Annotated in this window: 18 protein-coding genes; 7 read left to right on the forward strand and 11 right to left on the reverse strand. The window is 72.0% G+C overall.

Annotation, left to right across the window (positions count from 1 at the left end; genetic code table 11):
* Window positions 1-18 precede the first annotated feature (18 nt).
* The 4 genes from glmU (at window position 19) to pth (ending at window position 4,017) form a co-directional block, all read left to right on the forward strand.
* Window positions 19-1,467, forward strand: a complete 1,449-nt coding sequence (glmU, locus tag M4D82_RS13950) for a bifunctional UDP-N-acetylglucosamine diphosphorylase/glucosamine-1-phosphate N-acetyltransferase GlmU (protein ID WP_249766354.1) — start codon at window positions 19-21, stop codon at window positions 1,465-1,467.
* A gap of 133 nt (window positions 1,468-1,600) precedes the next feature.
* Window positions 1,601-2,578: a ribose-phosphate diphosphokinase gene (locus M4D82_RS13955; RefSeq protein ID WP_249766355.1), complete on the forward strand. Its 978-nt coding sequence runs from the start codon at window positions 1,601-1,603 to the stop codon at window positions 2,576-2,578.
* A gap of 169 nt (window positions 2,579-2,747) precedes the next feature.
* Entirely contained in the window at window positions 2,748-3,332 is a 585-nt protein-coding gene (locus M4D82_RS13960; RefSeq protein ID WP_249766356.1) for a 50S ribosomal protein L25/general stress protein Ctc, read from the forward strand.
* Window positions 3,333-3,423: 91 nt separating this feature from the next.
* On the forward strand, window positions 3,424-4,017 hold the full coding sequence (gene pth / locus M4D82_RS13965) for an aminoacyl-tRNA hydrolase (protein WP_249766357.1): 594 nt from the start codon (window positions 3,424-3,426) through the stop codon (window positions 4,015-4,017).
* Between the two features lie 84 nt (window positions 4,018-4,101).
* Here pth and ppc read toward each other — a convergent pair whose 3' ends face one another.
* Entirely contained in the window at window positions 4,102-6,876 is a 2,775-nt protein-coding gene (gene ppc, locus M4D82_RS13970) for a phosphoenolpyruvate carboxylase (RefSeq protein ID WP_502988923.1), read from the reverse strand.
* A gap of 339 nt (window positions 6,877-7,215) precedes the next feature.
* Between ppc and M4D82_RS13975 the strand changes: the two genes are divergently transcribed.
* A complete protein-coding gene (locus M4D82_RS13975; protein WP_249766358.1) occupies window positions 7,216-8,205 on the forward strand; it encodes an acyl-CoA desaturase in 990 nt (329 codons plus the stop codon).
* A complete protein-coding gene (locus M4D82_RS13980; RefSeq protein WP_249766359.1) occupies window positions 8,202-8,876 on the forward strand; it encodes a TetR/AcrR family transcriptional regulator in 675 nt (224 codons plus the stop codon). The genes M4D82_RS13975 and M4D82_RS13980 overlap by 4 nt, the downstream gene beginning before the upstream one ends.
* 178 nt (window positions 8,877-9,054) lie before the next feature.
* Here the strand turns inward: M4D82_RS13980 and M4D82_RS13985 are convergent, their stop codons facing one another.
* Window positions 9,055-9,936: a trans-aconitate 2-methyltransferase gene (locus M4D82_RS13985; RefSeq protein ID WP_249766360.1), complete on the reverse strand. Its 882-nt coding sequence runs from the start codon at window positions 9,934-9,936 to the stop codon at window positions 9,055-9,057.
* A 145-nt stretch (window positions 9,937-10,081) separates the two neighbouring features.
* Between M4D82_RS13985 and M4D82_RS13990 the strand changes: the two genes are divergently transcribed.
* Window positions 10,082-10,579 (forward strand): MarR family winged helix-turn-helix transcriptional regulator, encoded by a 498-nt coding sequence (locus tag M4D82_RS13990; RefSeq protein WP_249766361.1) that lies wholly within the window; start codon window positions 10,082-10,084, stop codon window positions 10,577-10,579.
* Here M4D82_RS13990 and M4D82_RS13995 read toward each other — a convergent pair.
* From M4D82_RS13995 to rsmA, 9 genes are all read right to left on the reverse strand, one after another.
* Window positions 10,538-11,308, reverse strand: coding sequence for a response regulator transcription factor (locus M4D82_RS13995; RefSeq protein WP_249766362.1), 771 nt, complete (start codon window positions 11,306-11,308; stop codon window positions 10,538-10,540). The genes M4D82_RS13990 and M4D82_RS13995 overlap by 42 nt on opposite strands.
* A 460-nt stretch (window positions 11,309-11,768) precedes the next feature.
* Entirely contained in the window at window positions 11,769-12,731 is a 963-nt protein-coding gene (gene galE, locus M4D82_RS14000; protein ID WP_249766363.1) for a UDP-glucose 4-epimerase GalE, read from the reverse strand.
* Between the two features lie 131 nt (window positions 12,732-12,862).
* Window positions 12,863-13,657 carry a response regulator transcription factor gene (locus tag M4D82_RS14005; protein WP_249771789.1) on the reverse strand — a complete coding sequence of 265 codons (795 nt, stop codon included), beginning with the start codon at window positions 13,655-13,657 and terminating at the stop codon, window positions 12,863-12,865.
* Window positions 13,658-13,787: 130 nt separating this feature from the next.
* A complete protein-coding gene (locus tag M4D82_RS14010) occupies window positions 13,788-15,458 on the reverse strand; it encodes an outer membrane protein assembly factor BamB family protein (RefSeq protein WP_249766364.1) in 1,671 nt (556 codons plus the stop codon).
* 43 nt (window positions 15,459-15,501) lie between these two features.
* The gene (locus M4D82_RS14015; RefSeq protein ID WP_249766365.1) at window positions 15,502-17,169 is read right to left on the reverse strand and encodes an outer membrane protein assembly factor BamB family protein; all 1,668 of its coding nucleotides are present in this window, start codon (window positions 17,167-17,169) and stop codon (window positions 15,502-15,504) included.
* Between the two features lie 212 nt (window positions 17,170-17,381).
* A complete protein-coding gene (locus M4D82_RS14020; protein WP_249766366.1) occupies window positions 17,382-19,181 on the reverse strand; it encodes an ABC-F family ATP-binding cassette domain-containing protein in 1,800 nt (599 codons plus the stop codon).
* 41 nt (window positions 19,182-19,222) lie between these two features.
* On the reverse strand, window positions 19,223-20,539 hold the full coding sequence (locus M4D82_RS14025; protein WP_249766367.1) for an acyltransferase family protein: 1,317 nt from the start codon (window positions 20,537-20,539) through the stop codon (window positions 19,223-19,225).
* An 82-nt stretch (window positions 20,540-20,621) separates the two neighbouring features.
* Window positions 20,622-21,527, reverse strand: a complete 906-nt coding sequence (locus M4D82_RS14030; RefSeq protein WP_249766368.1) for a 4-(cytidine 5'-diphospho)-2-C-methyl-D-erythritol kinase — start codon at window positions 21,525-21,527, stop codon at window positions 20,622-20,624.
* A complete protein-coding gene (gene rsmA / locus M4D82_RS14035) occupies window positions 21,524-22,363 on the reverse strand; it encodes a 16S rRNA (adenine(1518)-N(6)/adenine(1519)-N(6))-dimethyltransferase RsmA (RefSeq protein ID WP_249771791.1) in 840 nt (279 codons plus the stop codon). The genes M4D82_RS14030 and rsmA overlap by 4 nt, the downstream gene beginning before the upstream one ends.
* Window positions 22,364-22,487: the final 124 nt, after the last annotated feature.

The following is a 22,487-nucleotide window of genomic DNA, read 5'->3' on the forward strand; positions in this document are numbered from 1 at the left end:
AAGCCGAAGGGCACACCCGTGAGCGCAACCCGCCCGGCAGCCGTCGTCGTACTCGCAGCGGGTGAGGGCACCCGCATGAAGTCGGCCACTCCCAAGGTCCTGCACGAGATCTGCGGGCGCTCGCTCGTCGGTCACGTGGTCGCCGCCTCCCGCGAGCTGGACCCCACGCACCTGGTGGTCGTCGTCGGCCACGCCCGTGAGCAGGTCACCGCGCACCTGGCCGGGATCGACGCCGACGTCCGCACCGCCGTGCAGTACGAGCAGAACGGCACCGGGCACGCCGTCCGCATGGCCCTCGAAGAGCTCGGCGGCACGGTCGCCGGCACGGTGGTCGTCGTCTGCGGCGACACCCCGCTGCTGACCGGCGAGACCCTCGCCCGGCTCACCGCGACCCACGAGGCCGACGGCAACGCCGTCACCGTGCTGACCGCCGAGGTCCCCGACTCCACCGGCTACGGGCGGATCGTGCGCGACGCGGCCACCGGCGCGGTCACCGCCATCGTCGAGCACAAGGACGCCACCGACGCCCAGCGGGCCATCCGGGAGATCAACTCCGGGGTGTTCGCCTTCGACGGCGCCCTGCTCACCGAGGCCCTCGGCAAGGTCCGCACCGACAACAGCCAGGGCGAGGAGTACCTCACCGACGTCCTCGGCATCCTGCGCGAGGCCGGCCACCGCGTCGGCGCGGCCGTCGGCCCGGACCACCGCGAGATCCTCGGCATCAACAACCGCGTGCAGCTCGCCGAGGCGCGCGCCCTGCTGAACGCGCGCCTGCTGGAGCGGGCCATGCTCGCGGGCGTGACCGTCGTGGACCCGGCCGGCACCTTCGTGGACGTGACGGTCACCTTCGGTCAGGACGCCCTGATCCACCCGGGCACCCAGCTGATCGGCGACACCCACATCGGCGAGGGGGCCGAGGTCGGCCCGAACACCCGCCTGAAGGACACCCGCGTCGGCGCGCGCGCCCGCGTGGACAACACCGTGGCCGACGGCGCCGTGATCGGCGAGTCGGCGTCCGTGGGCCCGTTCGCGTACCTGCGGCCCGGCACCAACCTGGGGCTGAAGGCGAAGGCCGGCACGTACGTCGAGATGAAGAACGCGACGATCGGCGAGGGCACCAAGGTCCCCCACCTGTCGTACGTCGGCGACGCGACGATCGGCGAGTACACGAACATCGGCGCGGCCAGCGTGTTCGTGAACTACGACGGCGAGCACAAGCACCACACCACCGTCGGCTCACACTGCAAGACGGGTTCGGACAACATGTTTGTGGCTCCCGTCACCATCGGGGACGGCGCCTACACGGCCGCCGGCTCGGTGATCACCAAGGACGTGCCGCCCGGCGCCCTGGCCGTGGCCCGTGGCCAGCAGCGGAATATCGAGGGTTGGGTGGCCCGCAAGCGCCCCGGCAGCGCCGCCGCGACGGCCGCCCAGTCGTCCGCGGAAGAGGACTCCGGCCGCCGTTGAGGTGAACTGACCGGAAACAGGTACGCCCGGGACGGCGTACCGTGATACGTGCACGCAATTCGGCTGGCTCACCGTGTGCGGGACGGACGCACATGGGGGCGAGCAGCTTCAACACGTCTGAGGAGACAGTGCTGTGACCGGGATCAAGACGACCGGCGAGAAGAAGCTGATGCTCTTCTCCGGCCGCGCCCACCCCGAGCTGGCCGAGGAGGTCGCACACCAGCTGGGAGTCGGCCTCGTGCCGACCAAGGCTTTCGACTTCGCGAACGGTGAGATCTACGTCCGCTTCCAGGAGTCGGCTCGCGGCGCGGACTGCTTCCTGATCCAGAGCCACACGGCTCCGATCAACAAGTGGATCATGGAGCAGCTGATCATGATCGACGCGCTGAAGCGCGCGTCGGCACGCTCCATCACCGTGATCATCCCGTCCTACGGCTACGCCCGTCAGGACAAGAAGCACAAGGGCCGCGAGCCGATCTCGGCCCGCCTGGTCGCGGACCTGCTGAAGACCTCGGGTGCGGACCGCATCCTCACGGTCGACCTGCACACCGACCAGATCCAGGGCTTCTTCGACGGCCCGGTGGACCACCTCTCGGCCCTGCCGGTCCTCGCGGACTACGTGGGCGCCAAGGTCGACCGCACCAAGCTGACGATCGTCTCCCCGGACGCCGGCCGCGTACGCGTCGCCGACCGCTGGTGCGACCGGCTGGACGCGCCGCTGGCCATCGTCCACAAGCGCCGCGACAAGGACGTCGCCAACCAGGTGACCGTCCACGAGGTCGTCGGTGAGGTCCGCGGCCGCGTCTGCGTCCTGGTCGACGACATGATCGACACCGGTGGCACCATCTGCGCCGCCGCCGACGCGCTCTTCGCGCACGGCGCCGAGGACGTCATCGTGACGGCCACGCACGGCATCCTGTCGGGCCCGGCCGCCGACCGCCTGAAGAACTCCAAGGTCAGCGAGTTCATCTTCACGAACACCCTCCCGGACCCCTCCGACCTGGAGCTCGACAAGATCACGGTCCTGTCGATCGCGCCCATGGTCGCGCGTGCGGTGCGCGAGGTCTTCGAGGACGGTTCGGTCACGAGCCTCTTCGAGGAGCAGGGCTAGATCCTTTTGGGGCACGGCCTCCCCGCCGGGTACACTCTGTGAGTTGCTCGGCGAGGGAGGCCGTACCCGTTTTCCGGGACGGACGCTCCGTTATCGACGCGCTCTTCGTAGCAGGCCGTTTCGGCCGGGTGACCCAGTCCGCATTTCCGTCACCCCACGAGGAGTGAGCATGTCCGAGATCAAGCTTTCCGCGCAGCTTCGCGACACCTTCGGCAAGGGCTCGGCCCGTCAGGCCCGTCGTGACTCCCTGACCCCGGGTGTCATCTACGGCCACGGCAACGACCCGAAGCACGTCAACGTCGAGGCCCACGGCCTGATGATGGCCCTCAAGACCCCGAACGTCCTGCTCTCCCTGGACATCGCGGGCGCCGGCACCGAGCTGGTCATCCCGAAGGCCGTGCAGCGTCACCCCCTCAAGCGCACCATCTCCCACGTCGACTTCCTGATCGTCCAGAAGGGCGAGAAGGTCACCGTCGAGGTTCCCGTCGTGACCGAGGGCGAGCTCGCCGCCGGCGGCAACCTGCTGGAGACCCTCCTCACCACCATCACGGTCGAGGCCGAGGCCACCCACATCCCGACCGAGGTCACCGTCTCCATCGCGGGCCTTGAGGCCGGTGCCACCGTCCACGCCTCCGACCTGGTCCTCCCGGCGGGCACCACCCTGGCCGTCGAGGGCGACATCGCCGTCCTCCAGGTCGTCGCCCCGCAGGCCGAGGAGCCGGCCGCCGAGGCCGCCGAGGGCACCGAGGCCTGAGCCTCACCTCAGCAGTTGCCGACCGACCGCCGTCCGGCTCCACTGGAGCGGGACGGCGGTCGTTCTCGTTCACGGTATTGAGGAGTATGTGATGTCGGACGACGCGGCACCCTGGCTGATCGTCGGCCTCGGGAACCCCGGCGCGGAGTACGCGGGCAACCGCCACAACATCGGGTTCATGGTGGCGGACCTGCTGGCCGAGCGGATCGGCGGCCGGTTCAAGGCCCACGGCAAGGCCCGCGCGCAGGTCGTGGAGGGCCGCATCGGCCCGCCCGGACCGGCGAGCCGACGGATCGTGCTGGCCAAGCCCATGTCGTTCATGAACCTGTCGGGCGGCCCGGTCACGGCGCTGCGCGACTTCTACAAGGTGCCCACGGACCGCATCGTCGCCATCCACGACGAACTCGACATCGACTACCCGACGCTGCGCCTGAAGCTGGGCGGCGGCGACAACGGCCACAACGGGCTGAAGTCGATGACGAAGGCGATGGGCCCCGACTACCACCGGGTGCGCTGCGGCATCGGCCGCCCGCCGGGCCGCATGCAGGTCGCGGACTTCGTGCTGAAGGACTTCTCCTCCACCGAACGCAAGGACCTCGACTGGTTCGTGGACCGCTCCGCCGACGCGGTGGAGTGCCTCCTCGCGGAGGGCCTGGAACGCGCCCAGTCCACCTACAACGCGTAAGCCGACTCCTGAGCCGACTCGTGAGCGACGCGAGAGCCCCCGCCCCGGGATCCGGTGCGGGGGCTCTCGTGCGCAGGGGGCCGGTCAGCCGGTGTTGCGCAGGCCCGCGGCGACACCGTTGACGGTGAGCAGCAGGGCGCGTGCCAGCAGCGGGTCCGGGTCCTCGCCGCGGGCGGCGGCGGCACGCTGGCGGGCCAGCAGGGACACCTGGAGGTAGGAGATCGGGTCCAGGTAGGCGTCGCGGACGGCGAAGGTCTGCTGGAGGATCGGCTGGGAGTCCAGCAGCCTCTCCCCGCCGGTGATGCGCAGGACCTCGCGCACGGTCAGCTCGTGCTCGGCCTCGATCCGGGCGAAGACGTGCTTGAGGTGTTCGGGGACGAGCGTGTCGACGTAGTGACGGGCGATCCGCAGGTCCGTCTTGGCCAGCGTCATCTCGACGTTGGACAGGAAGTTGCGGAAGAAGTGCCAGCGCTCGCCCATTTCGGCGAGGGAGGCCTCGTGGCCGGCCTCGCGCAGTGCCTTGAGGCCGGACCCGACGCCGTACCAGCCGGGGACGATCTGGCGGGACTGCGTCCAGCCGAACACCCACGGGATCGCGCGCAGGCCGTCGAGGCCGGCGCCCGAGTCGGGGCGGCGGGAGGGCCGGGAGCCCAGGTGCAGGTCGGCGAGCTGGTCGACGGGGGTGGCCGCGAAGAAGTACGCGGGCAGGTCCGGGTCCTCCACCAGCGCGCGGTACGCGGCGTGGGCCGCGTCCGAGACGATGTCCATGGCCGCGTCCCAGCGGGCCAGGGCGTCGCTGGACTGGCGGGGCGCCGTGTGCAGGGCGGAGGCCTGGAGGGTGGCCGCGACGGTCAGCTCCAGGTTCTCCCGGGCCAGCGACGGCACCAGGTACTTGTCGGAGATCACCTCGCCCTGCTCGGTGACCTTGATCTCGCCTTCCAGGGTGCCCCAGGGCTGGGCGAGGATCGCGTCGTGCGAGGGGCCGCCGCCGCGGCCGACGGTGCCGCCGCGGCCGTGGAAGAGGCGCAGGCGCACGCCGTAGCGGTGGGCGACGTCGCGCAGCCGGCGCTGGGCGCGGTGGATCTCCCACTGGGAGGTGGTGATGCCGCCGAACTTGGAGGAGTCGGAGTAGCCGAGCATGACCTCCTGGACGTCCCCGCGCAGGGAGACCAGCCGGCGGTAGGAGGGGTCGGCGAGCATCTCGTCGAGGATGACGTCGGCGGCGCGCAGCTCGTCCGTGGTCTCCAGGAGCGGCACGATGCCGATCTTCGCCCAGCCCGCGTGCAGGTCGATCAGGCCGGCCTCGCGGGCGAGGACGGCCGCGGCGAACACGTCGTCGGCGCCCTGGCACATCGAGATGATGTACGACTCGATGACCTCGGGGCCGAACTTCTCGAAGGCGTCCTTGATCGCGAGGAACACGCCGAGGGTCTTGTGGCCGGCCGCGTCGAGCGGGGCCGGGGTGGGCGCCAGCGGGCGGCGCGAGCGCAGCTCCTTGGCGAGCAGCTTCTGCCGGTAGTCGCGCGGCATGTCGGCGTAGCGCCACGACTCCTCGCCGAGCCGGTCGAAGAGCTGACCGAGGGCGTGGTGGTGGGCGTCGGCGTGCTCGCGGACGTCCATGGTGGCGAGCTGGAGGCCGAAGGCGGCCAGCGTGCGGATGGTGCGGTCCATGCGGCCGTCGGCGAACAGGGCGCCGCGGTGCTCGCGCAGGCTGGTCTGGATCAGCGTCAGGTCGGTGAGGAGCTCGGCGGTGCCGAGGTAGTCGCGGCCCTCCTCGTGGGGGATGCCCTTGGCGAGGCGCTCGCGGGTGTTGAGGAGCTTCTGGCGGATGCAGGTGGCCTTGAGGCGGTACGGCTCCTCGGCGTTCAGCCGCTTGTAGCGGGGGCTGATCTCCGGGAGGCGCTCCAGGTCGGCCTGGAGGGAGGTGAGCAGCTCCTCGGTGGCGCCGGTGTAGCGGATGGAGTTCGACAGCAGGCCGCGCAGGAAGTCGATCAGTTCGAGGGCGTCGGTGATGCCGTGCTCGTGCTGGAGGATCAGGACGTCGCGGGTGACCTCGGGGGTGACGTTGGGGTTGCCGTCGCGGTCACCGCCGATCCAGGTGCCGAAGGTGAGCGGGCGGGTGCCCGCCGGCAGCTCGACGCCGACGCGCTGGAGCTCGGCGGCGAGGTCCTCCAGGACGTCGCCGACGGCGCCGGCGTGCAGCTCGTCGAGGTAGTAGATGGCGTTGCGGGCCTCGTCGGCGGGCTCGGGACGCACGACGCGCAGTTCGTCGGTCTGCCAGACGAGGTCGATGTTCTCGGCGAGGCGCAGGTCGTGCCGGCGGCGCTCGCCGGCGCCGGAGACGGGCTCCTCCAGCAGGGCGGCGATCCGGCGCAGCTTGTTCAGGACGCTGCGCCGGGCGGCCTCGGTGGGGTGCGCGGTGAAGACCGGCCGGACGTTGAGGTTGCGGACCGTCTCGCGCAGGTGCTCGGGGTCGGCGTCCTTCAGCATGTCGGCGGTGCGGGCGAGGAGCCCGCCCTCGGCGGCGCGGTGGGCGCGCAGCTCCTTGCCGCGGTGCACCTGCTCGGTGACGTTGGCGAGGTGGAAGTAGATGGAGAAGGCGCGCACCAGCTTGGCGGCGGTCTCCAGGTCGGTGTCGCCGACCAGCGCCGCAGCGGCTTCGCCGTCGGTGCGCGTCAGGGCGCGTACTTGCTCGACGAGGTCGAGGAGGTCCTGCCCCTCCTGGCGTACGAGGGTCTCGCCGAGGAGGTCGCCGAGGCGGCGGATGTCCGCGCGCAGCTCCGCGTTCGCGGCCGCGGCCGCAGGCGTCGACGCCGGGCTGCCGGCGGGGGTGGCGGGGACCTGGTCAGCACTGCTCACAGGTGCGGCTCCTTGCAGTGTTCGAGCGCTACTGGGCGGTGGGCTCCCGGCTGCGCGCGGCTGCGCCGCTGTGTGTGCAGACCGGGCTGCCCGTGCGGACCGCGCTGTCCGACGACACCAGGATAGGTGTCCCGTCCCTGTGCCCCGGCAGAGCCCGCCGCTCAGAGCCCCACGTGATCCGGGCGGGAGTCCGTCGGTGGGTCCGGTCGGGGGTCCCCGAGGGCGGGTCCTGTTGCCGGGATGCTGACGTTTGCCATACTTACGATGCCGTAGGTTACGGATCCGTAGGTCCGTCGGGCCTCGGCACCTGCCGACTCCTCACCCCCCAGGGGAACCCCCATGACCCTCAGTTCCGATCTGATCGAGGACGCCTCGGCGTCCTCCTCCCGTGGTGCGGCCGGCGAACCGACCGCGACGCGCGGTGGTGAGCAGAAGCGGTCCGTCGAGCAGATCGCGCTGCTGCTGTTCATCACCGTGCCCTTCCTGGCACTGCTGGCGGCGATCCCGCTGGCCTGGGGCTGGGGGGTGAGCTGGCTCGACGTCGGCCTGATGGTCTTCATGTACTTCCTGGCCTGCCACGGCATCACCATCGGCTTCCACCGCTACTTCACCCACGGCTCCTTCAAGGCGAAGCGGCCGCTGCGCATCGCGCTCGCGATCATGGGCTCGATGGCGGTGGAGGGCCCGCTCGTCCGCTGGGTGGCGGACCACCGCAAGCACCACAAGTACTCCGACCACGAGGGCGACCCGCATTCGCCGTGGCGCTTCGGCGAGACGCTGCCGGCCCTGATGAAGGGCCTGTGGTGGGCGCACATCGGTTGGCTGTTCGACGAGGAGCAGACCAACCAGCAGAAGTACGCCCCCGACCTGATCAAGGACCCGGCGATCCGGCGGATCTCGCGGGACTTCGTCTTCTGGACGATGCTGTCGCTGGCGATCCCGCCGCTGGTGGGCGGTCTGGTGACGATGTCGTGGTGGGGCGCCTTCACCGCCTTCTTCTGGGGCTCGCTGGTGCGCGTGGCGCTGCTGCACCACGTGACCTGGTCGATCAACTCGATCTGTCACGCGGTCGGCAAGCGACCCTTCAGGTCCCGTGACCGCTCCGGCAACGTGTGGTGGCTCGCGGTCCTGTCGTGCGGCGAGTCCTGGCACAACCTGCACCACGCCGACCCGACGTCGGCCCGGCACGGCGTGCTGCGCGGTCAGGTCGATTCGAGCGCGCGGCTGATCCGTTGGTTCGAACTGCTGGGCTGGGCCACCGACGTGCGGTGGCCGTCGCGGGCCCGCGTCGACGCCCGGCGCAAGGAAAAGACGCCGAACGCGGCATGATGGGGGACGTGGCGATCGACGGCAGCAGTTCCAGCAGCGACAAGCCCCGGCGAGGTCGCCGGGTCCGGATGACGGGCGCCGAGCGGCGTCAACAACTGCTGGACATCGGCCGGACCCTGTTCGCGGCGAAAGGTTTCGAAGGCACCTCGGTGGAGGAGATCGCGGCGAAGGCCGGGGTGTCCAAGCCGGTGGTGTACGAGCACTTCGGCGGCAAGGAGGGCCTCTACGCGGTGGTCGTCGACCGCGAAATGCGCCAGCTGCTCGACGGGGTGACCGGCGCGCTGACGGCGGGGCACCCCCGGGAGCTGCTGGAGCAGGCGGCGTTCGCGCTGCTCGACTACATCGAGAACTACACGGACGGCTTCCGGATCCTGGTGCGGGACTCGCCCGTGGCCCAGTCGACGGGCACGTTCGCGTCGCTGATCAGCGACATCGCCACGCAGGTGGAGGACATCCTGGGGCTGGAGTTCAAGGCCCGGGGCTTCGACCCCAAGCTGGCGCCGCTGTACGCGCAGGCGCTGGTCGGGATGGTCGCGTTGACCGGCCAGTGGTGGCTGGAGACCCGCCGGCCGAAGAAGGCCGAGGTCGCGGCGCACCTGGTGAACCTGGCCTGGCACGGGCTGGAGAACCTGGAGGCCAAACCCCGCCTGGTGGGCCACCGCAAGAGCTGAGCGCGTCGACGCGCGGACGCGACGGCGCCCCGTCACCGAACCTCCGGTGACGGGGCGCCGTCGCGTCAGGCGGCTCCCGCGCCGCGGAGTCTTTGCCCGAACTCCTCGATCCCCCGGCGTTCGTCCTCCGAGCCCGGCGGCGCCGCGAGTTGGACGGGGTCGACGGCGGTCAGCACGGTCAGGCCTCCTTGCGGGCGACGGCGAAGATGCGGCGGAACGGGAAGACGGTGCCGCGCGGTCCCGTCGGGTAGGCGTCGCGCAGCAGCTCCCGGTATTCGGAGAGGAACGTCTCCACGGCCTCCCGGTCGTCGCCGAGCGCGGTGAGCACGGGTCGCAGCGCGGTCCCCTTGACCCAGTCGAGCACCGGGTCGGCGCCGTGCAGCAACTGGTGGTACGTGGTTTCCCAGACGTCGACCGCGCAGCCCAGCTCGGTGAACCGGGCCAGGTACTCCGCCGGTTCGAGGAGGTGGATGTAGCGGGCGCCGTGCCCGGCGAGCCGGCCCCGCCACCGGGGGGCGTCGCACAGCTCGGCGAGCAGCCGGTGGCTGGGGGCGGTGAAGTTGCCGGGGATCTGGAAGGCGAAGGTGCCGCCGGGCCGCAGCCCGTTGATCCAGGCGGCGAAGGAACCCGGGTGGCTGGGCACCCACTGGAGGGCGGCGTTGGAGACGATGAGGTCGTAGGTCTCCTCGGGCAGCCAGGTCCCCAGGTCCGCGAGGCGGAAGTCGAGCCGGCCGCCGCCGGGGGTGGGGCCCGCGTACTCCTCGGTGGCGCGGTGGAGCATCTCCGGGGACAGGTCGAAACCGGTGATCCGGGCATCGGGCCAGCGTTCGGCGAGCAAGGCGGTGACGTTGCCGGGGCCGCAACCGAGGTCGGCGATGCGCGCGGGACGGCCGGCGAGGGTGGCGGGGAGCTCGGGTATGCGGGTCAGCAGGTCGAGAAAGGGCCGCGTGCGGTGTCCCGCGTGCCGCAGGTACTGCTGGGGGTCCCAGGTCGGTGCCGCCGGGCCGGCGTCCTTGAGTGCCGTGGGGCGCGGCACGGCCGGCGCGATGTCGGAATGCATGTTCGAGCCTCCCTACTGGTGGGGCGGTCGGAAGCGGAAGCCGTTCCGGCACCCTCCTGCCCCATGGTCGACGCACTTATATCTTGATGTCAAGAGTCTTGATCTGAAGAGACTTCATGTCGACAGACCCCTTACACTGATCGGCATGGAGGACGAGGTCGACCGACTGGTCGCGGCATGGCGGCGAGAGCGCCCTGACCTCGACGTGGAACCGCTCGAAGTGCTCAGCCGCGTCAGCCGGCTCGCACGCCACCTCGACCGCGCCCGCAGGCTGGCCTTCTCCGAGCACGGCTTGGAGCCGTGGGAGTTCGACGTCCTGACCTCGCTGCGGCGCGCGGGCGCGCCCTACCAGCTCTCCCCCGGCCAGTTGCTGACGCAGACCCTCGTCACGTCCGGCACCATGACCAACCGCATCGACCGGCTCGCCAAGAAGGGCCTCGTCGAGCGTCTGCCGGACCCCAGCGACCGACGCGGGGTGCTCGTACGCCTCACCCCCGAGGGCCGCGACCGCGCCGACCAGTCGCTCGCCGGCCTGCTGGCCCAGGAACGGGCGATCCTGGCCCAGCTCTCCACGGCCCAACGGGTCGATCTGGCGGGACTGCTACGCCAGTTGACCGCTCCGTTCGACAACATCCCCGGCTAGCTCCGCCGGCCGTACGCCCGCCCGGCGGGCCAGGGCCACGGCGGCCAGCGTGGAGTGCACGCCGAGCTTGCCCAGCACGTTCTGCATGTGGGTGCGGACGGTGTGCGGGGACAGGAACAGCCGCGCGGCCACGTCCTTGCGCCCCAACCCCGCCACCATGCAGCGCAGCACCTCGTGTTCGCGCGGCGTGAGGGACTCCACGAGCCGCTCGCTGTCCGTACGGTGCTTGCGCGCGGCCGTCAGCTCCCGCAGGACGCCGGTGAGCAGCGCCGGCGGCAGGTGCGTCTCCTCGCGCAGCACTCCCCGGACGACGGCCAGCAGCCGCGACAGCGAGCAGTCCTTGGCGACCCAGCCCGAGGCCCCCGCCTGGAGGGCGAGCGCGGCCCGGCGGGGGTCGTCGCGCTCGGCGAGGACCACCGTACGCACGCCCGGATGGGCCGCGCGCACCCCGGCGACCAGCGCGATCCCGTCGGACGGGGGCGGCGCGGGGCCCGAGACCGGCGGGCGCGGCGGCGGCACGCCGGCGACGGCGCCCGCGCCGAGGTCGGCGTCGACGAGCAGCACGTCGAAGCGGCGGCCTTCCGCCGCCGCGCGGTCCAGGCAGCGCGAGGCGGCGGGACCGCTGCCCGCCGCGGACACGTCCACGTCGGGCTCGGCCGCGAGCGCGGCTGCAAGGGACTCGGCGAAGATGCGGTGGTCGTCGACCACCAGGACCCGGATACGAACCACAAAACCCCCAAGGGTCGGGGAACGGACGACTACGGGTACGACGCCCGGACCAGGTGGCCCACAAGGAGTCGCGGCCGCCGCCGAGACATCTGTGCAACTACCCCGGACCGGACGCCGTACCCGGCGTGTCTCGACCCCTGAATCAACACCGGCCCCCACCGGTGTCACGCATCAGCGTAGAGCCGCCCACGCCGCGTGGTTGGCCGAATAGCAGAAGTTTTTCGAGCGATTTTCCGGTGGGAGGGTGTGTAACAGCCGTTCCGGTGGCTGGTTTTCATCGGTCAGGCGCATACCGGGGGCGATACGGCGAACGGCGCGTGCCACGGGCAGTTGCGCGGGGACGGTTTCACCCGGCGTACGCACGCCGGGCGCCCGCGCGCGGCGCCCGGCCACCGCGCCCGCCGCACGTACGCGCGCCCCCCGCACCGGGGTGCGAGGGGCGCGCGGAGGGGCCGGGCGTTCAGCGCGCTCGGCGGGCGAAGTCCCAGGCGTCGGTGACGATGCGGGTGAGGTCCGAGCGGGTCGGCGTCCAGCCGAGGCGCTCGTGGGCGGTGCGCGCGGAGGCGACGAGGACGGCCGGGTCGCCCGGCCGGCGCGGGGCGGTGATCTCGGGGATCTCCCGGCCGGTGACCTTGCGGACGGTCTCGATGACCTCGCGGACCGAGAAGCCGTTGCCGTTGCCGAGGTTGCAGACCAGGTGCTCGCCCGGGGTGGCGACGCGCAGCGCGGACAGGTGGGCCTCGGCGAGGTCGGCGACGTGGATGTAGTCGCGCACGCAGGTGCCGTCGGGGGTCGGATAGTCGTCGCCGAACACCGAGATGGCCTCGCGCTCGCCCAGGGCGACCTGGAGGACCAGCGGGATCAGGTGCGTCTCGGGGTCGTGGCGCTCGCCGAACGCGCCGTAGGCGCCCGCCACGTTGAAGTAGCGCAGCGAGACGGCGGCGAGGCCGTGCGCCGCGCACTCCCCCGCGATCATGTGGTCGACGGCCAGCTTCGAGGCGCCGTAGGGGTTGGTCGGGGCGGTGACCGACTCCTCCGTCAGCGCGCCGCCGGTGGGTTCGCCGTAGGTGGCGGCGGTGGAGGAGAAGACGAGCGTGCCGACACCGGCCTCCCGCATCGCGGTGAGCAGGGCCAGGGTGCCGCCGACGTTGTTGTCCCAGTACTTGCCCGGGTTGACCACGGACTCGCCGACCTGCGAGGAGGCGGCGAAGTGCAACACCGCGTCGTAGGAGGCGTCCAGGTGCTCGGCCGCGTCCTGGATCCGGGCGTTGACGAGGGTGGCGCCGGCGGGGACGCCCTCGCCGAAGCCGGTGGACAGGTCGTCCAGGACCGTGACCTCGTGGCCGGCCTGGAGGAGGTGGGCCGCGACGACGCTGCCCACGTAACCGGCGCCGCCTGTGACCAGGTACTTGCTCACTCGCACTCCCACTGCTCGCGGACGCACGCGGACGCGCGTGCAGGAACTGGCTTACCGGATTCCGCGCTTCCGGGGAAATCGCGGCCCGGCGCCGGCCGCCGCGCGGCTCACGTCCGGACGGCTCACGGCCCGACGGCTCACGTTCCGACCGGCCGCGCCTGCTCCGCCGCGGGCTCGCGTACGGCTTCCCGTACGGCCTCGCGCACGGGTTCCCGTACGGCCTCGCGCACGGGTTCCCGTACGGGCTCACCGGGCGCCTCGCGTCCCGGCAGGACCGCCCGCTCCAGCAGCCCCGTACGGGCGGCGAGCGCGGCGGCCTCCAGCCGGGAGCCCACGCCCAGCTTCATCAGCACCCGCTGGACGTGGGTGCGCGCGGTGCTCGGCGCGATGTCCATCCCGGCGGCGATGAGCCGGGTGTCCTCGCCCTCCGCGACCCGCACCAGCACCTCCACCTCGCGCGGGGTGAGCAGCCGCAGCAGCCGGCTGCCCTCGTCGTCGGGCTGGGCGGAGGGGTTGAGCAGCTCGGCGAAGGCCGCCTGGAGGAGCTGCGGGGCGATGGCGGCCTCGCCGGCCCGCGCCTTGGCCAGGGCCCGCTCGACGCCCTCGATGCGCTCGTCCTGGCGTACGTAGCCCGCGGCGCCGGCCGCGAAGGCGGCGGCGATGCCGCGCGGGCTCGGGACGGGGCCGAGGACGACGACGGCGATCTGCGGCCGTTCGCGTCTGATGCGCACGACGGGCTCGAACACCCCCGGCTCGGCGGGGCTCGCGGTGCCGAACAGACAGACCTCGGGGGCCCGGCTGATGACCAGTTCGGCCGCGCCGGAGGCCGGAGCGGCCGCGGCCAGCACCCGGTGCCCGCGCAGCTTGAGGGCCGAGGCGAGCGCCTCGGCCAGCAGCCGGTGCTCGTCGACCACCATGACCCGTACGCCCATCAAGGCTCCCACCCCAGATCCTTCTGACCCGGCAAGCTACACGCTTGTTCGACGGAGCGGGCCCGTTACCGCGCGAAAGCCCCCGGAAGGACTGACCTTCCGGGGGCTTCGGTTGCTTCGGTGGCTTCGGTCAGCTCGCGGTGAAGGAGACGAAGAGGTACTCCGGGTCGCCCTTGTCCGAGTACGGCTTGCGCACGTTGGTGCGCGAGATGAAGAGCTTGCCGTTGTGGTAGCGGAACTCCGAGTGGTCCAGCGAGAAGCCGGTCTCGGCGCGCTGGCTGGCCTTGTCCGACGGGTTCTGCATGAGCAGGGTCTGCTTCATCGTCGTCGGGTCGATGCTGACGATCTGGCCGCCGCCGTCGTACGGGGGCACCTTGTAGGCGATGATGTGCGACCCGTCCATGCGCAGCGGGTACATGGTGTACCGCTCGCCGGCGTCGGCGCGGTCGGTGGTGAGCTTGCCGGTGTTCAGGTCGAAGGAGACGATCTCGTTGGTGCGGCCGCTGGACGCGCCCTGGTGCTCGTACGAGGGCAGGTACACCTTGCCGTTGCCGACGACCATGCTCCGGCACTTCTCGACCTCGGTGGCCTGGCAGTCGGGGGCGTAGTTGCCCTCGGAGAGGCCGATGCGGGTCTTCAACTGGCCGGCGTCGTCGACGACGAAGAGGTCGCTGACGCCGGTGGCGTTCTTGGCGGTCTTGCCGACGTCGGCGGCGACGATGAGCGGCTTGGTGGAGATGATGCTCGCCCACTCGATGCCGGGTGACAGCTTGTACGAGGACTTCGGGGCGCCGCTGGCCGGGTCGAGCACCTGCGCGAGCAGGCTCTGGTTGCCGCTGCGGCCGCACTTGCGCAGGACGGCGAGGGCTTCGCCGCCCGCGTAGCCCATGTCGTAGCAGCCTTCGCCGTCGACCTTGGGGAGCCACAGGGACTTGCCGTCGGCGAGGTTCCAGGCGGCGCCGCCGCTGGTACCGCCGGCGGCGACGGTCTGGCCGCTGATGGTGACCTCGTTCAGGGTCACCGGCTTGTCGCCGCCGGTGGCCGACTTCGCGGAGGCGGACCACAGGAGCTTGCCGGTGTTCAGGTCGATGACGCCGACCTGGGTGCACTGGGGGTACTTCTTCTGCTCGGTCGCCGGGCCCTCTTCGAAGAGGATCGCGGACTTGTTGTCGCTGATGTGCGGGGTCGCGCCGCAGACGTTGGCGGGGAGCGGGGTCTCCCACTTCTTGCCGCCGTCGACGAGGTTGTAGCCGACGACCTTGCCGACGTCGGACTTGATGTAGGTGGTGTCGGTCAGCCAGGAGCCGTCGACGGAGATGACCTCGGCGGGCGTCGGGCTCGGGACGTTGACGAGGGTCTTCGACTTGGGGTTCGACGGGACCTTCTCGCTGCCGGGCGCGCCGGCGGGGCCCTTGTCCCCGTCGGGCGAGCCGCTCGGGCCGCCGTCGGCGCTGGGCCGGTCGGCGCCGCCCTCGTCGCCGGAGACGTACCAGAAGCCGCCGCCGATGATGAGCACCATGGCCAGCAGGGCCGCGCCGACGATCATCAGCTGCGTGCGCTTGTCACCGCCGCCGGCGTCCGCCGGGCCGCCGCCCTGCTGCGGGGCCGGGGCTTGGACCGTGGCCGGCTGCGGGTAGCCGTAGCCGGGCTGGGCCTGCGGGTAGCCGTACGCGGGCTGCGCCGTGGGCTGCGGGACCGTCGGCGGTACGGGCGGCATCTGCGGGGCCTGGCCGCCGAAGCCGCCGGCGGGCGGCTGGTTCGGGGGCTGCCCGGGGGGCGGCGGGGTGCTCGGGGTACTCATCGGGGGGTGTACTGCCTCTCGGTCGGCGGCTCGGTGGACTCGTTCACTTTCCGAAGGCCATCAGGAGCTTCTCGTCCTTGCCGTCGGCTTGCAGGTTGGTGACGGACACGAAGAACCGGCCGTCCACGTAGGCCCGCCTGCCGAACGAGAAGGAGCCCTCGATCTTCGCGGCCGGTCCCGAGGGCGTCTTCAGGAGCGTCTTGGGAGCGCCGCCGGCGGCCGCGAGCGAGATGATCTCGCCGGGCTGGTCGAGCGCGCCGGCGCGGTAGGCGGTCAGCTGCCCGTTGCCCGCGCTGAGCGGGATGAGGCCCCGCTTGTCTCCTGCGGCGTGGCGCCACTTGAGCTTTCCGGTTCCGATGTCGAAGGCGGCGATCTCGTCCTTCTTGTCGTCCTGCGACGCCTTGAGGTAGAGGGTGTCCCCGTCGACGGCGGCGTTGCCGCAGCCCTGGAGCCTTTCGGTGCTGCCGATACCGCAGTTGATGTCGAAGGAGCCCTGGGCTTCCATGCTCGCGCGCTTCTTGCCGTCGGCGGTGAGCGAGAGGATGGCGCGCTTGTTCTCGTCCCGGTTGCGGACGTCGATGACGGCCGGGGAGACGGAGTAGACGCCCGCGATCTCGTATCCCTTGGGCAGCCGGTAGGACCAGGTCTTCTTGCCGGTGATCGGGTCGGCGTCCTGGATCTCGACGGTGCGGTCGGCGTCGCTGCAGTAGGCGAAGCCGAGCATCTTGCCGTTGCCGGCGGCGTAGGAGGAGGGTCGGCAGCCCTCGGCGACGCTGTTGCCGGCGAAGAGCTTGTCGCCGGTGCTCAGCCGGTAGGCACTGGTGCCGCCCATCCGGTTGATGGCGACGGTGTCGCCGGTGAGGGTGGGGTCGGCGTCGATGGCGCTGTCGAAGATGCCTTCCTTCTGCACCTCCTTCGTCCATCCCTCCTTGCCCGCCTTGAGATCGATGAGCTTCATGCGGTTGCAGTTGGCGTTGGCGCCCTCGCCGCCGTCCGTGACGATGACGACGGTCTTGCCGTCGGGCGTGGTCTGGTCGGTGTGCCCGCAGATCTCGGTCTTCAGGTCGAGCTTCCACTTCTCCTTGCCGTCGGTCACCGCGTAGCCGACGATCGACTTGTCGACGGTCTTGATGACGGTGTCACCGATCACCCACATGCCCTTCGTGGGGATGCCGGCGCCGGGGCCCTGGAGGTTGGCCGTCTTCAGCCACAGCACCTTGTCCTCGCCGGGCTTGCGACCGGCGTTGAGGTCGGTCTGTTCGCCGCTGCCGTTGCCGCCGTTGCCGTCGCCCTTGTCGACGGTCGGGGAGCCGGAGGGCTTCGGGTCGGCGGGTGTGGAGCCCTGCGCGACGGGCTCCTTGCCGCCGGAGTCGCCCGCGCCGAAGGCGAACCAGGCGCCGGTACCCAGGACGAGCACGCCGGCGACGGCCGCCGCGATGACGACCGCGCTCTTACGCCGCCCCGTGCCCGGCCCGCCGGGGCCGGCCGGACCGCCGGGGAACGGCGGGCCCGGGGGCATGCCGGGCGGCGGGAAACCGTAGCCGGGCTGCGCCTGCGGGTTGCCCATCGGCACGGTCGGCGGCTGCTGCTGCGCGTACGGGTTGGCGCCGCCCTGCTGCGGGTAGCCGTAACCCGGCTGCGGCGGGCCCGGGAGATGGCCGTAACCGGAAGGCGTGGACGGCTGGTTCGGCGGCTGGGGCGGCTCGGTCATCAGCGCATACCTTCGGCTTCAGGGCGATCGGAAAGGGCAAGGGGGTCGAGAAGAACCGAACCTTTCTATCACCCGTGGCCGACATGCGACGGGCCGGTCGGACGCCTGTTCCCAAGGTCGGACCGGCCCGTGACGCGGCCGTTATCAGGTCGGTTGACGCTCGACGGGCCGTCGGTCGACGCCCTCGCCGGCGCCGGCCGACCGCGTGGAACTCAGGCCTCCTCGGCCAGTTCCAGCCAGCGCATCTCCAACGCGTCCCGCTCCGCGATGAGTTCGCGCAGCTCCGTGTCGAGCTTGGCGACCTTGTCGTAGTCGGTGGAGTGCTCGGCGATCTGCGCGTGCAGGTTCGACTCGCGGTCCGACATCTTGTTGAGCTGCCGCTCGATCTTCTGGAGTTCCTTCTTCGCGGCCCGGGAGTCCCCGGACGAGGAGGACTTGGCGGCGGCGGCCGGGGCGGGCGCCGGCGCGGCCGCCTCGATCATCCGCTGCCGGCGCTCCAGGTACTCGTCCAGGCCGCGCGGCAGCATCCGCAGGGCGGCGTCGCCGAGCAGCGCCATCACCGTGTCGGTGGTGCGTTCGATGAAGAACCGGTCGTGGGAGATCACGATCATCGAGCCGGGCCAGCCGTCGAGGAGGTCCTCCAGCTGGGTGAGGGTCTCGATGTCGAGGTCGTTGGTGGGCTCGTCGAGGAAGAGGACGTTGGGCTCGTCCATCAGCAGCCGCAGGATCTGCAGCCGGCGCCGCTCACCGCCGGAGAGGTCGCCGACCGGCGTCCACTGCTTCTCCTTGGTGAAGCCGAACTGTTCGCACAGCTGGCCCGCCGTCATCTCGCGGCCCTTGCCGAGGTCGACGCGGTCGCGGACGCGCTGGACGGCCTCCAGGACGCGCAGCGAGGGGTCGAGTTCGCCGACCTCCTGCGAGAGGTAGGCGAGGCGGACGGTCTTGCCGACGGTGATCTCGCCGGCCGCCGGCTGGATCTCGCCCTGCGTGCGGGCGGCCTCGGCGAGGGCCCGCAGGAGTGAGGTCTTGCCCGCGCCGTTGACGCCGACGAGGCCGACGCGGTCGCCGGGGCCCAGGTGCCAGGTGAGGTGCTTGAGGAGGGTCTTGGGGCCGGCCTGGACGGTGACGTCCTCCAGGTCGAAGACGGTCTTGCCGAGGCGGGCGTTGGCGAACCTCATCAGCTCGGACTTGTCGCGCGGCTCCGGCACGTCGGCGATCAGCTCGTTGGCCGCCTCGATGCGGTAGCGCGGCTTGGAGGTGCGGGCGGGGGCGCCGCGGCGCAGCCAGGCCAGCTCCTTGCGCATCAGGTTCTGCCGCTTGGCCTCTTCGGTGGCGGCGATCCGCTCGCGTTCGGCGCGGGCGAAGACGTAGTCGCTGTAGCCGCCCTCGTACTCGAAGACCTCACCGCGCTGCACGTCCCACATGCGGGTGCAGACCTGGTCGAGGAACCAGCGGTCGTGGGTGACGCACACCAGCGCCGAGCGGCGGACCTGGAGGTGGGCGGCCAGCCAGGAGATGCCCTCGACGTCGAGGTGGTTGGTGGGCTCGTCGAGGACGAGGAGGTCCTGGTCGGCGATGAGCAGCTTGGCGAGGGCGATCCGGCGGCGCTCGCCACCGGAGAGCGGGCCGATGACGGTGTCGAGGCCCTGGCCGAAGCCGGGCAGGTCGAGGCCGCCGAAGAGACCGGTGAGGACGTCACGGATCTTGGCGTTGCCGGCCCACTCGTGGTCGGCCATGTCGCCGATGATCTCGTGGCGGATGGTGGCGGCCGGGTCGAGGGAGTCGTGCTGGGTGAGCACGCCCATGCGCAGGCCGCCGTTCTGGGTGACCCGACCGGTGTCGGGTTCCTCCAGCTTGGCGAGCATCCGGATGAGGGTGGTCTTGCCGTCGCCGTTCCGGCCGACGACACCGATCCGGTCTCCCTCGGATACGCCGAGGGAGATGCCGTCGAGCAGGGTACGGGTGCCGTACACCTTGCTGACTGCCTCGACATTGACCAGATTGACGGCCATCAGACGCGCTCCAGGGAAGGGGTGTGGATCAGCCCCTCAGCCTAACGCTCCGCGAGCGGGCCGGACCGTTCCACCAGGTGCCGGCCGCCGAGTGCCATGACGAGGGCCACCGGAGCGGTGATCGGGAAGGCGACGAGGGTGGCGCTGTGGCCCTCCAGGAGGCCGCCGAGGCCGGTCATGGACAGGCCGAGGACGCCCAGGAGGCAGAGGGTGACGCCGACGGCCGCGACCGGCCCGTTGCCCGAGGAGGCGCCGGCGTCGCCCCGGCTCGGGCTTTCGAAGCGGCGGAAACAGGCCACGAGCAGGGCGGTCAGGGCGGCGGCGAGCAGGATCCGTACGGGCACCTGCGCCCACCAGGCGGCGGTCGCGGGCTCGGGGAGGTCGAGGCCGAGGGCGAGCTGGGCGGCGTAGACGCCGAGCATGGCGGTGAGGTGCCACAGGAAGGCGGTCATGGCGACGCCGTTGGCGGCGACGACGGTCCGCCACACGCGCGGCCGGGCCAGCCACGCCCCGGCCGGCCGGGCGAGCAGCTGCACGGCGCCGACGAGCCACAGGCCGTGGCAGAGCAGGGCGAGGGTCGGCGGGGCCATGTTGGAGACCTTCTCGCCGGGCATCCCGACCATGGACAGCGGGTACGGTCCGACGGCGACGAGCAGCACGGCCCCGGTCAACCCGCCGGCGGCCAGGAGCGCCGGCCGGCGGATGCGGCCGTCGGCGCGCAGGAAGCCGAGCTGGTGCACGGCGAGCCAGACGAGCGCGAAGTTCAGGAACTCCACGTACGGGACCCCGAGCGCGAAGCGCAGCACGTCGACCAGCGCGGCCCCGCCCGCCAGGCCCGCGAAGGCCCACCAGCCCCGGCGGGCGTGCAGCCTCAGCAGCGGCGGCGTGAGGGCGACCATGGCGAGGTAGATCCCGATGAACCACAGCGGCTGCGTGATCATCCTGAGCGCGGCCCCGGCGAGCGGGCCGTCGTCCGCTCCGGCCAGCTGCACGAGGAGCGCGCCGGCCGTCCAGACGAGGACGAAGACCAGGGTGGGCCCGAGCAGCCGGCGCAGGCGGGCGCGCAGGAAGGCGGCGTAGACGGGTCGGCCGTCGGCACGGCGCTCCAGTGAGCGGTACGACAGGGCGTGCGAGAACCCGCCGACGAAGAAGAACACCGGCATGATCTGGAGCCCCCAGGTGAGGACCTGGAGCGGGGGCACGAGGGCGAGCAGGTTGCCTATCCCGTCCCCGCTGACGGCGGCCATCAGCCAGTGGCCGAGCACGACCGTGCCGAGCGAGGCGACCCGGAGCAGGTCGACGTACCGGTCCCTGGTGGCGGGCGTGGCGGCGGCCATGGCGCGTGCGCTGACTGTCATGGCCCCAACATCGCCCGCGCCGGCCGCCCGCCGACAGGGCGCTGCTACTCATTTCCGCCCTGGGTATCGCCCTCCGGATGCCTCAGCTCAGGACGGTCGCCCCCGGCGCCGGGGAGGACGTGACGCGGGTGGCGCGGCAGGTCCCGGAGGCCTCCAGCGCGGCCGCGACCTTCGCCGCCGCCTCCCCGTCGCGCACCAGGAACGCGGTGGTGGGCCCGGAGCCGGACACCAGCGCCGCCAACGCGCCTTCCGCGAGCCCCGCCGCCAGGGTCTCGGCCAGCTGCGGGCGCAGCGAGACGGCCGCCGGCTGGAGGTCGTTGGCCAGGGTGGCGGCGAGGGCGTCCGCGTCGCCGGAGGCCAGGGCCGCGAGCAGCGCCGGGGAGGCCTCGGGGACGGGCACGTCGCTGCCCGCGGTCAGCCGGTCGAACTCGCGGAACACGGCCGGGGTGGACAGGCCGCCGTCGGCGACCGCGAACACCCAGTGGAAGGTTCCCGCCTCGACGGGCGTGAGCACCTCGCCCCGCCCCGTGCCGAGCGCCGCCCCCCCGACCAGGCTGAACGGCACGTCGCTGCCCAGCTCCGCGCAGATGTCGAGGAGCTCGGCGCGCGGGGTGTCGAGCCCCCACAGCGCGTCGCAGGCCAGCAGGGCGGCGGCGCCGTCCGCGCTGCCGCCGGCCATGCCGCCGGCGACGGGGATGTTCTTGGCGATGTGCAGGTGCACGTCCGCGCTCCTGCCGTTGCGGGCGGCCAGCAGCTCGGCGGCCCGCGCGGCCAGGTTCGTCCGGTCCAGCGGGACCTGGTCGGCGTCGGGGCCGGCGCAGGTCACCGTCAGGGAGTCGGCGGGGGTCGCGGTGACCTCGTCGAAGAGGGAGACGGCGAGGAAGACGTTGGCCAGGTCGTGGAAGCCGTCGGGGCGGGCCGCGCCCACCGCCAGCTGGACGTTGACCTTCGCGGGGACCCGTACGGTCACGCTTCGGCGGACGCTCACAGCGCGGGCCTCTCCGCCGCCGGCTTGTGCTCGGCGATCGCCGCGAACTGCTCCACCGTCAGGGACTCCCCGCGCGCCTGCGGCGAGATCCCGGCGGCGACCAGCGCGGCTTCGGCGCCGGCGGCCGAACCGGCCCAGCCGGCGAGCGCGGCGCGCAGCGTCTTGCGGCGCTGCGCGAAGGCGGCGTCGACGACCGCGAAGACCTCGGCCTTGGAGGCGGTGGTCTTGATCGGCTCGGTGCGGCGCACCAGCGAGACCAGGCCGGAGTCGACGTTGGGCGCGGGCCAGAAGACCTTCCGGCCGATGGCTCCGGCGCGCTTGACGTGCGCGTACCAGTTCGCCTTGACGGAGGGCACGCCGTAGACCTTGTTGCCCGGCTCGGCGGCGAGCCGGTCGGCGACCTCGGACTGGACCATGACGAGGGTGCGCTCGATGCTCGGGAAGCGGTCGAGCATGGTCAGCAGGACGGGCACGGCCACGTTGTACGGCAGGTTCGCGACGAGCGCGGTCGGCGCGGGGCCGGGCAGCTCGGTCACCAGCATCGCGTCGGAGTGGACCAGCGCGAAACGGTCCTTGCGCTGCGGCATGCGCGCCTCGATCGTGGCGGGCAGGGCGGCGGCCAGGATGTCGTCGATCTCGACGGCGATCACCCGGTCGGCGGCCTCCAGCAGGGCGAGCGTCAGCGAACCGAGGCCCGGACCGACCTCCACGACCACGTCGTCCGGGCGCACTCCGGCGGTGCGGACGATGCGGCGGACCGTGTTCGCGTCGATGACGAAGTTCTGGCCCTTCTGCTTCGTCGGTCGTACGCCGAGGACCTCGGCCAGTTCCCGGATGTCGGCCGGCCCGAGGAGGGCGTCGGAGGCGCTCTCCCCGGCCTGCTCCCCGGCCTGCCCGGTGCTCCGTCCGGCGCTCGGGTGGGGCGTCTCGTCGGACGGCTGTGCTGACTGCTGCTCTGCG

Origin of the sequence: Streptomyces sp. RerS4, from assembly GCF_023515955.1 — a bacterium.
In the GTDB taxonomy this organism is placed as follows: Bacteria; Actinomycetota; Actinomycetes; order Streptomycetales; family Streptomycetaceae; genus Streptomyces.